Raw genomic sequence first — 11,681 nt, forward strand, 5'->3', positions numbered from 1 at the left:
CTCCTTGCGCCAACGGAACAACTGGCTGACATGGATACCGGCCGCGCGAGCAATCTCAGAGATAACCGCGTCCGGCTCAAAGCAGGCAGCGACGAGGCGCTCTTTGTCCTCGCGTGACCAGCGCCGACGGCGCTCTACGGACGTGATCACCTCAATTGGATGCTTCGTCATATGACTACTCCTAGCGTTACCACTAGGACTGCCAGTCAGTAGCCCGTCATCGCAAGACGGCTTTCACCGTGGGCTTACCGCAGGAATTCGTGTCGCACGAGTGAACTACCACCGCCCGGCCCTTTCAGGGTCGGGCCTTGGTTTGTCAAAGCTTCGGAGGCACTACGATGATTGGATTGATGGTCGAACTCGCAGTCACGCCTGACAGCGGTGCAGCATTCGAACGTGCCTTCGCCGTTCAGGCGGCTGCGGTACAGGCCAACGAACCGGGCAACCGCCTGTACGAACTGTTCAAGTCGACCACTCTGTCTGACAGCTACACGCTCGTTGAAATCTACGAGGATGATGCCGCGCTTCAGGCGCACCGCGCATCCCCGCACATGGCGGCCAATCGACCGCTGACCGCGCCCTTTTCTGGCCGGGCCGCCCGTCATGCAGGTGTTCGAGGTCATCGCGCACCGCCTCTGACCGGTGCGTTGGCCGGGCTCTTTTACCGAGGCGAGCCCATGGGTGACTTACCCGAAAGTCGCATCGGTTGAGTTTGCCGAACCGTCGCTTACATCTGGGCGTGGTTGCCCAATACTTGGACGACTATTTCTCGCATAGAACCAAGGTAACCTTAACTTAAGAGTTCCATAAATACCCTTTATGCCAGCAGCACTTAAACAAGGGATCGACGGTTCGATTCCCTTCAAGGCGTGGGACTTGTACCGACGACCTTGCTTGTTTCAAATGCTTTAGTAATCAGACATGGCTGGTAGCGTTCGCTTACTTCACAATGCGATAGGCGATATGCCGAGCGAGCGGCGTGTCAAGCATGCTGGTCGGCTCAAGCGTGATCTGATTGGGTATCGTGTCGAACAGCCGAGTCCCAGCACCAAAGAGCACCGGCACGATATGCAACTCGATTTCGTCGACAACCCCGCCGGCCAGTGCTTGGCGAAAGACGTCGGCTCCACCCATGAGGCTCACATCCTTGCCTCCGGCCGCCGACTTCGCCTGCTTCACCGCGTCGGGAATTGAACCAGCCGCGTGATAGATTCCAGTGCTGTGCGAGGCGAGTAAAGGCCGGTGGGTGACGACGAAAAGCGGCAGCTTTAACGGCCCCGTCGGCCCGTTCTCGTCCCAGTATGGGATCGAGTCGTCATAGCATTTGCGCCCGCAGATCACGGCGCCAACATTGCTGGTGAGGCGCTGCACATATGCATCGCCCTCTGCACCGCCGTTGAAGAACCATCCGTGAAGAAATTCGCCGTTCTTGCCGAGCGGTTCCTCCCTGGTCTGGCTTCCTGCGGTAATAAAGCCGTCGAGCGACATGCTGATATTGAAAGCGACCTTGGTCATGTGCGTTCTCCGTGACCGGTTGAGGTTACGCCTTCAAGACGTATGAGTGTCGGTCAAATCTACATCTGGAGCAACGAATAACTCGTCGCGGCCTTTTGATGCGTCCGAACTCCTCGGCCATTTCGGGCTTACGGCGTTGATCCGGATGCTGCGGGTCGAGGCTAAGAGCGGCGGAGCGGACGGGGCCATCGACTTCGCCGTTTGCGACCGGGAAGCCGGTCGCTGCTAGGGTCGGATCGTCGAAGAGGTAATCCGACATAGGGCGCACCTTCGTCCGAGATCAGCGGATGGTCCTGCGAGGTGATGCGAACAGTTAAAAGAACCGCAGCGGTGTCCCCCCACGCCTTTGGCCCATCGCAAGTACCGGCTGTAGAGCGTCTTCTTCGGTCCATAATCGGCCGGCGCGTCGATTTGCCAGCGATATGCGTCGGCGTCGTACCCATGAAACCTTCAAAAGTGCAGGTGGGCCGGTTCCTATCTCATCAACTGCATGACTGTGGAATGGCTGATCCGCGCGATGACACTGAGACGAGGGTAGCCGCTTAGCTCGGCTTTAGTGCGCGAGGTCGCCCCGGATCTACCCATTAAATTATTCGCCGAACAGGATTGCGCCATAGTCCGTGGCGCCGTGCAGGATATGGACGATGATCACCTTCGCGTTCTCGACGCGGTAGAAGATCAGATAGTTGCCATGAACGCGTCGGCGGATACCATGGTGCTCGTAGCGGGGAACGAGGGCGAAACCGTTGGGGCTGTCGACGAGGTCTTCGCAATTGCTGCGGAGCTCCCGGACGAATGAAAGGGCGCGGCGTGGATTGTCCCATGCGATGTAATCGGCAATCTGCTCAAGATCGTTCTCCGCCTCGTCGGAAAATTCAAGGATCATGCCGATTTTTCGGCCTGATCAGCCATCACACTGTACTTTGCCTCGAGCCGGTCGAAGACATCGCTCGCTGGCTTAGTCCGGCCCGCCTCGGCATCGGCAATGCCGCGCGTGATGGAAGCATCCAGTGCGGCAAGCCGGGTCTCCCGGTCCTGAACCAGTCGAACACCTTCGCGGAGGACTTCGCTTTTCGAGCCATAGCGACCTGTGTCGACAAGCTGCTGGATATAGGTTTCGAGCTGCTTTCCCAGATCGGCACTAATCATTCTGCTCTCCATCGGTTTTGATGGAGACAAGATATGTCGTTTATCAACTATTATCAAGCGTGATCGTTCTCTCTCTCTCTCTCTCTCTCTCTCCCTCCTGCTGTCCGCGCCGGCCATTGCTAACTCAGCAATCTGGCTGAAGCACCTTGACCGCAGGACCATCGCTCCATCGGCAAAAACAACGCAGGCGTCCTCATCGGTCCGGTTTGGGCGGCATCAAATTGCCGAACTCCATCGGAAAAGGAAATATGATCGTCGAGGTCTTTTCGCCGGCGATGACGTTCAATGTACTCAAATAACGAAGTTGCATGGCCTCGGGTTGCCTGGCGAGGATTTCGGCTGCTTCAAGCAGTTTGGCTGCAGCCTGCTGTTCGCCTTCGGCATTGATGATCTTGGCGCGCCGCTCGCGCTCGGCTTCCGCCTGACGGGCAATTGCGCGGATCATCGATTCGTTGATGTCGACATGTTTGATCTCCACATTGGCGACCTTGATGCCCCAGGCATCCGTCTGGGCGTCGAGGATTTCCTGAATGTCGATGTTGAGCTTGTCGCGTTCTGCCAGCATCTCGTCGAGGTCATGTTTGCCGAGCACCGAGCGCAGTGTGGTCTGGGCGAGCTGGCTCGTCGCCATCATGAAGTCCTCGACCTGGATCGTCGACCTCTCGGGATCGACGACCCTGAAATAGATCACCGCGCTGACGCGGACCGAAACATTGTCATGCGAAATGACATCCTGGCCGGGCACGTCGAGCACCCGCGTGCGCAGGTCGACCCGCATCATCTGTTGGACATAGGGGACGAGCAGGATCAAGCCGGGCCCCTTGACACCGGTGAAACGGCCAAGCGTGAAAACCACGCCGCGTTCGTATTCGCGCAGGATCTTGATCGCAGATGCGACGACGACGAGCAGAATAAAGATGATCACAAGATAGAAGGCGAGATCTGCAAACATGCCCATGACTTTTCCTCCTGCATTCTGAAGGCCGTCAGGCCTCCTGCGAACTGCGGACCACTTCGAGCGTCAACCCATCCCGGCCGGTCACTTTCACACGGTCGCCGGCGGCAAGCGGCTCAGTTGAAATGGCCTTCCAGCGTTCGCCATGAGCGATGACGAAGCCCGAGATGCCCGTCCAGCTGTCGACCTTGCCTGAAATTCCGATCATCTGCTCGCCGCCGGTGACGACATCGTGCCAGCGCGAGATGAAGGCGAGACGGGCAATGACAAGGCTAAGAGCGAGGCAGGCGACGGCGATTGCGCCAAGCACCGACGAGGAAACCTTAAGCCCGGGTATGTCCGTGTCAAACAAGATGGTAGCGCCGAGCACCAGTGCGATGCCGCCGCCGACGCCGAGTGCGCCGAAGGACGGCGAATGCGCCTCGGCCACCGTCAGACCCACGCCGAGAATAATCAGCCCGAGGCCCGCAAAACTCACCGGCAGCAAGGCCAAAGCATAGAGACCAAGCAGCAGGCAGATGCCGCCGATCGTTCCCGGCACCAGCGTCCCGGGCGTCAGAAACTCAAAGATCAGGCCGTAGATACCGACCATCATCAAGATCAGCGCGATGTTCGGATCGGTGATCACCGAAAGCAGGCGGGTTCGCCAGTCTGGTTCAAGTTCCTGGACGATGAGACCCGATGTTTCGAGCCGGACATCCGTTTGACCGACCCGCACGACCCGGCCCTGCGCCTGTGCGAGGAGATCGTTTATATCGGCCGCCACGAAATCTATGACCTTCTCACGCAGAGCTGCGGCGGAGGAAAGGCTCGCGGCCTCGCGCACGGCGCGCTCCGCCCAGTCGGCGTTGCGATTGCGCAGTTCCGCAAGACCGCGGATATAGGCCACCGCATCGTTGATCGCCTTCGCCTCGCCGGCATCGCGCGGCACTTGCCGCTGCTTGCCGGTCGTATCAGGGCTGTCGTTTCGGTCACCATCGGATGGTCGGCCGCCAAGTGCGATCGGCGTCGCCGCACCCAGATTGGTGCCTGGTGCCATTGCCGCGATATGGCTTGCGTAAAGAATATAGGTGCCGGCGCTGGCGGCTCGTGCTCCGCTGGGTGCAACGAAACTCGCGACCGGTATCGAGGAGGCAAGGATCGCACGAATGATGTCGCGCATCGACGTGTCGAGACCGCCGGGCGTGTCGATCTGCAGGACAACCAGGCTGGCGCCACGTTCATTGGCCCGTTGAAGGCCGCGTCTTACATAGTCGGCCGTCGCCGGGCCAATCGCCCCGTTCATCTTCAGGACTATGGCGACACGCTCAGCTTCAGATGCGGGCGTCGCCAGGCCCAAAGCCGAGAACAACGTCAGCAGCAAAGCAAGGATTGACGGCATCCACCGCCAAAGCTCCAAACGCCACACAATCGTCCGCCGGACTCTCATATTCTGAAATATATGGCAGAACTGCGAAACGGTAAGAGACAAGTCTTTTCTCTGCGCCAGTCAAGCGCGGCTAGAAACATTGCAAGCGTCCCCCGCAGCACAATCCCATCCGCATGTGATCAGTTCGAGCGCTGCGACAGAGCAGGTCTCGGACCTCCGAGGGTTCGCCGATAGCGAAAAGCCGCTCGGCGGTTAGAGCCGAGCACGATCGCGCAGGACATGATTGAACCGATGGACGCCGAAGGTGTTGAACGCTTCTATATCCTCAGCCATGACCTTGGTGGCCCGGCCTCCGTCGCGCCGGCCTATTTGGCAGGTGACAGGGCAATCTCCCATTTCGTTCTTCGGGCTTCCGCGTTTTGTCAATCAGTTATAGGTAAAGCCAACTCGCTTATGAGATTGTCGATCATCCACCTCCCACCCTGCCCGGGCGGCCGTGATCGCTTAAAAGCAATTGACAGGGGTATTGGCTTCCACCCATCCGGTGAATTCTCAACTTCGGTCCGAGGTCTCCGGAGGCGTCCTGTTTTCAAATCCTCTTCGACGAGATGGACTGGCATCAACCCCCACCCGAGGCCAGCACGCAGGAATTCCTGTTTCGAGCCCAGGTCGGCCACCCGCCAGACCTTCTGCGAAAACACCCCGAAAGATCGCCCAGTTGATCGAGAAGTCTTGTCTGATATTATAAGCTGGTTGTGCTGAGTTAACGCCGAATGCGTGATCGGCTCTCGTTCCATTGAGAGAGGATGGCTACTTCCGACGACGAGACACATGGGTATGTCGCAAAGCGGTGTCGTCACGAATTCAGAGGGCGCGTCGGGCAAGGTGCCAATGACCGCAAACGAAGCCTGGCTGTCCCAGACGGTTTGCAACGTCGATCCGAGCGACTCCGAATATACCGAGAGAGTGGTATGGGGAAATTCCCGCCTGAACCTGTCTATGACGGCTGTCAGTCTCGATGTTGGCAGCATCACATCCACCGCGAACGCAAGTTCCGCTTCTATGTGACCCTGAAAGTTCGCCGCCTTGGCTCTGAACGCATCGGCTGCATCGAGCGCAGCCTTAGCGTCCGGCAACAATGCCCTGCCATGTTCAGTCAGTTCGGTGCGCCTACCATTCTTCCGGAATAGGGCATAACCAAGTTGGGACTCCGTGGCTATGACGGCCTCGCTGACCGCCGACTGCGCCTTGCCGAGGAAGCGTCCGGCCGCTGAAAGGCCTCCCTGCTCCGCTACGGCGACAAATGCCCTTAGGCGCTCAAGCGAAACGTCTTTCATAACAGCCCCATCGGAAAGTCCGATAAAACATATCGAGTTTCATCGGCTTCTCAAGCGACCTCTTGATGCTTATTCGAAATGAACAGCAGCGCCGATAGCAATGGAGACATCAATGCCAGACTCTACACCAATTGAGATCGCCAAGACGTTTTTCGGCCACTGGAATGCCAATCGCGTCGACGAGGCCTTGGCAATGCTCGCTTCCGACGTTGTCTACGACAACGTCCCGCTCCCTAATATCGTCGGCGCTGACGCCGTCGCGAAGTTCCACAAGGAGTTCGGCATCGGTACCGCATTCACCTTGGATTGGCAGGTGAAAGCGATCGCGGCAGACGGCAACGTCGTCCTGAACGAACGTGTTGACATCTTTCGTCACCAGAGTGGTGGTACCATTACGCTCCCCGTCATGGGGACCATCACGGTGGTTGACGGGAAGATTACCGTGTGGCGCGATTATTTCGACGCAGGTGATTTCGACCGGCAGCTGTCGCAGATCAAACACTAAGCAGCAGAGCCAAGTCCATAAACACATCACCCTCCGCCGGGCCTCTCCAGCCCCGGGGCGCAGCCGTGCGCCCTCGCGCATCGCTAGGACAACACGAATGACCCCTCCGATATAGCTCGCCGTGATGTGCTAACGCTGATGGCCGCTGGAGTCGCCGTTAGCGGCCTGCCGCAACTGGCAGCAGCGACTTCGGCCGCGAAGGGCGTTTCCAAATCACAGAAGGCGTCTCCGCAAAACGCCGTTTGGAATCACGACCAGGTGGCTCTGCTGATCATTGACTATCAGCCCGAGATGTTCGCCGCGATCCTTCGGGAAAAAGACCTCACAAAGGACTTTCGCGCTCTACGCAAGAAACAGCCCGGCTGTAGATGCGACGCTACGCAGCGCCGTTAAACCGATGCCGCTTACGTTGAAGCTCACGTCCAGACTTCCTGGTTGTGAGAAGCTCCGATGTAGTCTCCATGGAGAAACTTCCATCGCTCGTCCATGGAAAGAAGATCACAGATTAGGACGGYGAGGGCAACGTCGGGCCGGAACAGCGGTTACGCAACAGCTCGGGCGCGCGCTGGATTTCGTCGATGATCACCCGGTCAAGACCGCGGACGAATCCGGCGGGATCGGACTGCGCAGCGGCGAGGGCCGTCTGGTCGTCCAGCGTGATGTAGCGGCGGCTCTCCTCATCCATCTTTCGCACGAGCGTGGTTTTGCCCGCCCGGCGAGGCCCGACGATCATCGTCGACAGAAGAAAAATTCGTCGCCCGATCCCTGCTAGCGAGCGAAAGCTCTCGCCTTCTTGGGGGCCGAGATACCGCTTTCCCGCTCAAGTTTTTTGCGAGCCAGCTTGCGGACACGCCTGATACCTTCGGCTTTTTCACGAGCACGTTTTTCGGAGGGTTTTTCAAAACGCTCCCGAAGTCTGGCCTCCCGGAAAACGCCCTCGCGCTGCAACTTCTTTTTCAAAAAACGGAGCGCTTGCTCAACGTTATTGTCACGTACCATAACTTGCATTCTAAACTCCCAAGGTCACTGACGCGCGCCTCATTAGATCTATGCACATTGATGATCAAGACTTGGAAGACAGTTTGTCTAGATTCTCTGTCGCAACCGCTTTCAAGAGCACGGTCGCAAATGGCTAGAGTAAGCTCTGCCCGCGATTGGCGGGTCAGAAGTTCATATCCTCTCAAGAGCTAGGTTTTGTCAGGCCGCTGCGCATGAGAAACGCCAACGGTGACTGGTCTCGTTGCGTAAGTTTCGGATGCAAGATCACAACCGAATCCGCCGGGATTTTCCTCTGACCTGAGAGTCCCCCTTCAGTTTTCGGGGATCAGGGCATGAACGTCCATTACAATCGCAGCTCCTGTCGGCGCGGCTGGCGGGTCTCATAAACCATATACTTGGATCGTTCGATACCGGCAGGCGCGGAACGTTGAAAGCGGCCACGATAGTGGTTAGGGCTCACTCCAATCGTTCGCGCAAAGGCGCGGCGCATCGCATTGACGTCGCTAAAGCCGCACATGGCGGCGATCTTCTGCAGCGGCTGGGCGGTATCTTCCAACAGACGGCGGGCAGCGTCGGTTCGCGCCGCCGTGACGAAATCCGCCGGCGTCATGCCGAGCTCGCGGCGGAACACCCGGGCGAAATTGCGTTTGCTCATGCCGATCTTCTGAGCCAGATCATCGACGGCGAGCGGAGCGTCGAGGTTTGCCAGCACATATTCCTGCGCCTTCTGGATCAGCGTCGTTTCCGACATCTGGCCGACGAGATGGGCGCTGAACTGCGATTGTCCGCCCGGACGCTTCATGAACATCACCATGTAGCGGGCAACGATCATCGCGACGTCGCGCCCGTGATCCTCTTCGACCAGCGAGAGCGCCAGATCGATGCCCGATGTGACGCCCGCAGCCGTTATGAGTGCACCGTCGCGAATATAGATCGCATCGGGATCGAGATCGATCGCCGGAAAGTCTCTGGCGAACTTKCCGGCACATTCCCAATGCGTCGTTACCTTTTTTCCGTCGAGCAGCCCCGCAGCCGCCAGCAGGAACACGCCGGTACAGATCGACCCGAAGCGCCGGACCGTCGGCACCCGCCGCTGCAGCCACGCGATAACCTCGGGATCGATCGTCTGGAACGACGGATCGCCAGCGACAAGCAGCGTGTCGATCGGCTCGTCCGGGTCGAAGATCGTCCGGTCGGCGAGGAACCGGAGTTTGCCCGTTCCGTTGACGGACGCCGCTCCTGTCGACATGATCTGTATGTCGTATGCATCCGTGTCGCCAAGCCTTCGGGCGGCTTCCCAGAAGACTTCGGCGGGACCGACGATATCCAGAGACTGGACCCCGGGCGGGGAAAGAATAACAACGCGCATTGCCTTGACCCCTGTTGCGATGCGGATCCGGAAACGCCCGCATGTTCAATCCATGCAATTAGCCTGCCAGCTTACGAAAGGCTGCGGCGGATCTGCCGGCTGTCGAGATGAAAATTCCGCTGTGCCGGTGCCTCGCCGGCCTCGATCCTCTGCCGGGCGGCACTGAGCAAGGCGGGGGCGTTACGCCTGGCGAAGGCGAGGCATTCGTCCGGCGAAGGCCTGGCGCCGAGCAATGTCCGCAGCGCAAGCCGGTGGACGAAACAGTGGCCGCCGTTGCCGGCGTCAAACTGCAGCGCGTCGATATCCTCGCGCCATGTCAGGTGCAACTCTTCCACCCTATGCCTCGAAACGCCGGAAGAACGTGCCCGTCAGCGATCCGAGCAGCGCCCAGAAGACGAGGCTGGTCATGGCTGCGGCGGCGATAAACTGATGTTCGAGCGCCTCCGGAGCCAGCGCATGCCGGCCCTCTGGCGCGGCTGGCGCACCGATCACATGCGGGGCCGCGATCAGCACGATGGCGGCGACCGCCGTCCATGGCTTCCTATGAAAGGCGATCAGGGCAAGGCCGCAAGCCGTCGCGGCCGCCGTCGCTATCCACCAGACCTGCCGGTCGACAAGCGGCGCGGATGGCGTGCCCGGCAGTTCGGGCGGCAATCCCAGCATCGGCGCGATCATCACGCAGGCAAAGCCCGCCAGTCCCCACATCAGCCCTTCGCGCCAGCCGAGGGCCTTGCCGCGCATCGAGATCAGCCCGGTCAGCGCCAGCGCATAGCCGATGGCAGTGAGAATATTGGCGGCCAGCGTGAAGGCCGTCCGCTCGACGCCGTCGGCCGGCTCCCAACCTCCCTCTTCATGGTCATGAGTGGCCATCGCCGCATGATCGTGCCCGGCGGGAATAGCGGCTGCGGCGCCTGCCGCCGGCAGTGCCTCACCCGCTTTCTCGTAGACTTCAGCCTTGGCGATGAGCTGGCTCGTGCAGAGGAACTGGACGGCCGTGACAGCGGTTCCGACGATACTGCCGACGAGCACCGCGGTGAAGACGATCGAGCGAAACAGCGACATTGTCATTCTCCTCTCAGTGGCACGGAAACGCGTTGGCGTGGCGCGTGTCATGCGCAGCATTGTGGACGATTTCGATATGCGAGAAGCCGACAAAGCCGACGATCATGAGGCCAAGGCAGGCGGCAATCGCCGACTGAAGCATCCTCGTGGCGGAAGCGGTGGCAACAGGTGCCGAGGATGAGACGATATAGGGCGTGGACATCGGAAAACCTTTCGACATGGCGCCTTTGGCGCCGATAACATGTTGACTGAAGGGCCAGCGCATAACCCCGAAAATCGGAATCGATTTCGGAAAGGATCATGCGCCAATTCAAAGTGATAGAACGTCCTTGGCGCGTCCTGCGGGACGCGCGGCGCTCTATGGTGATCAGGCCGCGAAGGCGGCCTTGATCTCGTCTGCGTCGATGACGCCGGATTTCGCCACGGCCTTTTCGAGGGCGGCCAGGAACTGGTCATAATAATTCCAGGAGGATCGATCGACTGGATGGGCCGCTTCCCAGGCGCTGATCGTGCTGATCAGCTCGTCGCGGAAGTCGTCCCATTCGAAGAAGCCGTCCTTGGCGAGCGCAAGCGCCATGCCGAAGGCCTTTCGCTCCCACTCGCTGCCGAAGCAGAGCGAGCCGTTCGCCCGCGGCGGGTTGTCGGTGCTGCCCATCATCTCGGTGACGGCGAAATGCTCGAATTGCGTCAGCATGTCCCCTCCTCACGCTGCCCTGGCGACGGCGACACCCATCATCGCTTCGGGCGTGACCAGGGCCTCGAGTTCCGCTTCGGAAAGCCCGTCCGTGCCGGCCGGGCGTTCCGGCACGACGAACCAGCGGATCTGGGCGCTGGAATCCCAGACCTTGATCTCGACCGCATCGGGAACCGCCAGCCCGAACTCCGTCAGCACGGCGCGCGGCTCGCGGGCGGCACGGCTGCGGAAGGTCGGGTCCTTGTACCAGTAGGGCGGCAGGCCGAGCACCGGCCACGGATAGCAGGAGCAAAGCGTGCAGATGATGAGGTTATGGACATGGGGGGCGTTGGCCACCGCGCGCATGTGTTCGCCCTCGGCACCCGCCATGCCCTCGGGCAACTGAAGTTCGGCGATGGCCTTCGGCGTGTCGGCGACGAGCCTGTCCTTGAACGCCGGGTCGACCCAGGCGCGCGCGACGATCTTGGCGCCGTTGAACGGCCCCATCTTTGTCTCGAAGAAATCGAGGACTGTATCGACGGTTTTGTCGGTGATCACGCCCTTTTTGATCAGCAGGGCTTCCAGGGCTTTGACGCGGGCGGCGCTGTAGGCTTCCCGGTCCTGGCGATAGTGAAAACGGTCCATCATTGTTGTGGCTCCTTGACTGGAATGGCGGCGACTGGTGTGCGTCTCAGGCGGCCTTGGAGGCTTCGCCGGCTTCCGGTGCCTCGACATAGTGGGCGTAGAG

Annotated in this window: 16 protein-coding genes and 1 pseudogene; 2 read left to right on the plus strand and 15 right to left on the minus strand. The window is 59.8% G+C overall.

All coding sequences use genetic code 11. The features are described from left to right. Positions 1–171: transposase (locus AC1D1Z_RS28550; RefSeq protein ID WP_477852304.1), on the minus strand; the 171-nt coding region annotated here is incomplete at its 3' end. Positions 172–338: 167 nt separating this feature from the next. Between AC1D1Z_RS28550 and AC1D1Z_RS28555 the strand changes: the two genes are divergently transcribed. Next, entirely contained in the window at positions 339–710 is a 372-nt protein-coding gene (locus AC1D1Z_RS28555; protein WP_245458282.1) for an antibiotic biosynthesis monooxygenase family protein, read from the plus strand. 229 nt (positions 711–939) lie between these two features. Here the strand turns inward: AC1D1Z_RS28555 and AC1D1Z_RS28560 are convergent, their stop codons facing one another. From AC1D1Z_RS28560 to AC1D1Z_RS28585, 6 genes are all read right to left on the minus strand, one after another. Further along, positions 940–1,515, minus strand: coding sequence for a dihydrofolate reductase family protein (locus AC1D1Z_RS28560; protein WP_018245371.1), 576 nt, complete (start codon positions 1,513–1,515; stop codon positions 940–942). 589 nt (positions 1,516–2,104) lie between these two features. Then, complete coding sequence (locus tag AC1D1Z_RS28565) at positions 2,105–2,401, minus strand: type II toxin-antitoxin system RelE/ParE family toxin (RefSeq protein ID WP_018245370.1); 297 nt, start codon at positions 2,399–2,401, stop codon at positions 2,105–2,107. Beyond that, positions 2,398–2,664: a type II toxin-antitoxin system ParD family antitoxin gene (locus AC1D1Z_RS28570; RefSeq protein ID WP_018245369.1), complete on the minus strand. Its 267-nt coding sequence runs from the start codon at positions 2,662–2,664 to the stop codon at positions 2,398–2,400. Before AC1D1Z_RS28570 ends, AC1D1Z_RS28565 begins: the two co-directional genes overlap by 4 nt. Before the next feature lie 193 nt (positions 2,665–2,857). Beyond that, positions 2,858–3,622, minus strand: a complete 765-nt coding sequence (locus AC1D1Z_RS28575; RefSeq protein WP_018245368.1) for a slipin family protein — start codon at positions 3,620–3,622, stop codon at positions 2,858–2,860. Between the two features lie 28 nt (positions 3,623–3,650). Continuing rightward, entirely contained in the window at positions 3,651–5,000 is a 1,350-nt protein-coding gene (locus AC1D1Z_RS28580) for an NfeD family protein (RefSeq protein ID WP_018245367.1), read from the minus strand. Between the two features lie 410 nt (positions 5,001–5,410). Next, entirely contained in the window at positions 5,411–6,325 is a 915-nt protein-coding gene (locus tag AC1D1Z_RS28585) for a LysR family transcriptional regulator (RefSeq protein WP_018245366.1), read from the minus strand. Positions 6,326–6,437: 112 nt separating this feature from the next. On the opposite strand from AC1D1Z_RS28585, the gene AC1D1Z_RS28590 reads away from it, so the two are divergent. Then, positions 6,438–6,830 (plus strand): limonene-1,2-epoxide hydrolase family protein, encoded by a 393-nt coding sequence (locus AC1D1Z_RS28590; protein WP_018245365.1) that lies wholly within the window; start codon positions 6,438–6,440, stop codon positions 6,828–6,830. 547 nt (positions 6,831–7,377) lie between these two features. Here the strand turns inward: AC1D1Z_RS28590 and AC1D1Z_RS28595 are convergent. The 8 genes and pseudogenes from AC1D1Z_RS28595 to nthA form a co-directional block, all read right to left on the minus strand. Further along, positions 7,378–7,563 (minus strand): annotated as a pseudogene (locus AC1D1Z_RS28595) (AAA family ATPase); the annotation flags it as partial. Positions 7,564–7,598: 35 nt separating this feature from the next. Beyond that, on the minus strand, positions 7,599–7,838 hold the full coding sequence (gene rpsU, locus AC1D1Z_RS28600) for a 30S ribosomal protein S21 (RefSeq protein WP_018245362.1): 240 nt from the start codon (positions 7,836–7,838) through the stop codon (positions 7,599–7,601). A gap of 334 nt (positions 7,839–8,172) precedes the next feature. Further along, complete coding sequence (locus AC1D1Z_RS28605; protein ID WP_018245361.1) at positions 8,173–9,198, minus strand: GlxA family transcriptional regulator; 1,026 nt, start codon at positions 9,196–9,198, stop codon at positions 8,173–8,175. A gap of 71 nt (positions 9,199–9,269) precedes the next feature. After that, positions 9,270–9,533, minus strand: a complete 264-nt coding sequence (locus AC1D1Z_RS28610) for a hypothetical protein (RefSeq protein ID WP_032981250.1) — start codon at positions 9,531–9,533, stop codon at positions 9,270–9,272. Position 9,534: 1 nt separating this feature from the next. Beyond that, entirely contained in the window at positions 9,535–10,260 is a 726-nt protein-coding gene (locus AC1D1Z_RS28615; protein WP_477852301.1) for a CbtA family protein, read from the minus strand. A 13-nt stretch (positions 10,261–10,273) separates the two neighbouring features. Beyond that, positions 10,274–10,462: a CbtB domain-containing protein gene (locus AC1D1Z_RS28620; RefSeq protein ID WP_026188663.1), complete on the minus strand. Its 189-nt coding sequence runs from the start codon at positions 10,460–10,462 to the stop codon at positions 10,274–10,276. Between the two features lie 165 nt (positions 10,463–10,627). Further along, positions 10,628–10,954, minus strand: coding sequence for a nitrile hydratase accessory protein (locus tag AC1D1Z_RS28625; protein ID WP_018245357.1), 327 nt, complete (start codon positions 10,952–10,954; stop codon positions 10,628–10,630). Positions 10,955–10,963: 9 nt separating this feature from the next. Then, the gene (nthA, locus tag AC1D1Z_RS28630; RefSeq protein ID WP_018245356.1) at positions 10,964–11,581 is read right to left on the minus strand and encodes a nitrile hydratase subunit alpha; all 618 of its coding nucleotides are present in this window, start codon (positions 11,579–11,581) and stop codon (positions 10,964–10,966) included. Positions 11,582–11,681 lie beyond the last annotated feature (100 nt).

This window comes from Rhizobium sp. P1_E1 (genome assembly GCF_056406015.1).

What these genes read in the sequence shown, in the direction of transcription:
- AC1D1Z_RS28615 (WP_477852301.1), bottom strand. Translation starts at nt 10,260, where the DNA reads ATGTCGCTGTTTCGCTCGATCGTCTTCACCGCGGTGCTCGTCGGCAGT.
- AC1D1Z_RS28620 (WP_026188663.1), bottom strand. Translation starts at nt 10,462, where the DNA reads ATGTCCACGCCCTATATCGTCTCATCCTCGGCACCTGTTGCCACCGCT.
- AC1D1Z_RS28575 (WP_018245368.1), bottom strand. Translation starts at nt 3,622, where the DNA reads ATGGGCATGTTTGCAGATCTCGCCTTCTATCTTGTGATCATCTTTATT.
- AC1D1Z_RS28565 (WP_018245370.1), bottom strand. Translation starts at nt 2,401, where the DNA reads ATGATCCTTGAATTTTCCGACGAGGCGGAGAACGATCTTGAGCAGATT.
- AC1D1Z_RS28585 (WP_018245366.1), bottom strand. Translation starts at nt 6,325, where the DNA reads ATGAAAGACGTTTCGCTTGAGCGCCTAAGGGCATTTGTCGCCGTAGCG.
- AC1D1Z_RS28570 (WP_018245369.1), bottom strand. Translation starts at nt 2,664, where the DNA reads ATGATTAGTGCCGATCTGGGAAAGCAGCTCGAAACCTATATCCAGCAG.
- AC1D1Z_RS28580 (WP_018245367.1), bottom strand. Translation starts at nt 5,000, where the DNA reads ATGCCGTCAATCCTTGCTTTGCTGCTGACGTTGTTCTCGGCTTTGGGC.
- AC1D1Z_RS28555 (WP_245458282.1), top strand. Translation starts at nt 339, where the DNA reads ATGATTGGATTGATGGTCGAACTCGCAGTCACGCCTGACAGCGGTGCA.
- nthA (WP_018245356.1), bottom strand. Translation starts at nt 11,581, where the DNA reads ATGATGGACCGTTTTCACTATCGCCAGGACCGGGAAGCCTACAGCGCC.
- rpsU (WP_018245362.1), bottom strand. Translation starts at nt 7,838, where the DNA reads ATGCAAGTTATGGTACGTGACAATAACGTTGAGCAAGCGCTCCGTTTT.
- AC1D1Z_RS28590 (WP_018245365.1), top strand. Translation starts at nt 6,438, where the DNA reads ATGCCAGACTCTACACCAATTGAGATCGCCAAGACGTTTTTCGGCCAC.
- AC1D1Z_RS28560 (WP_018245371.1), bottom strand. Translation starts at nt 1,515, where the DNA reads ATGACCAAGGTCGCTTTCAATATCAGCATGTCGCTCGACGGCTTTATT.
- AC1D1Z_RS28625 (WP_018245357.1), bottom strand. Translation starts at nt 10,954, where the DNA reads ATGCTGACGCAATTCGAGCATTTCGCCGTCACCGAGATGATGGGCAGC.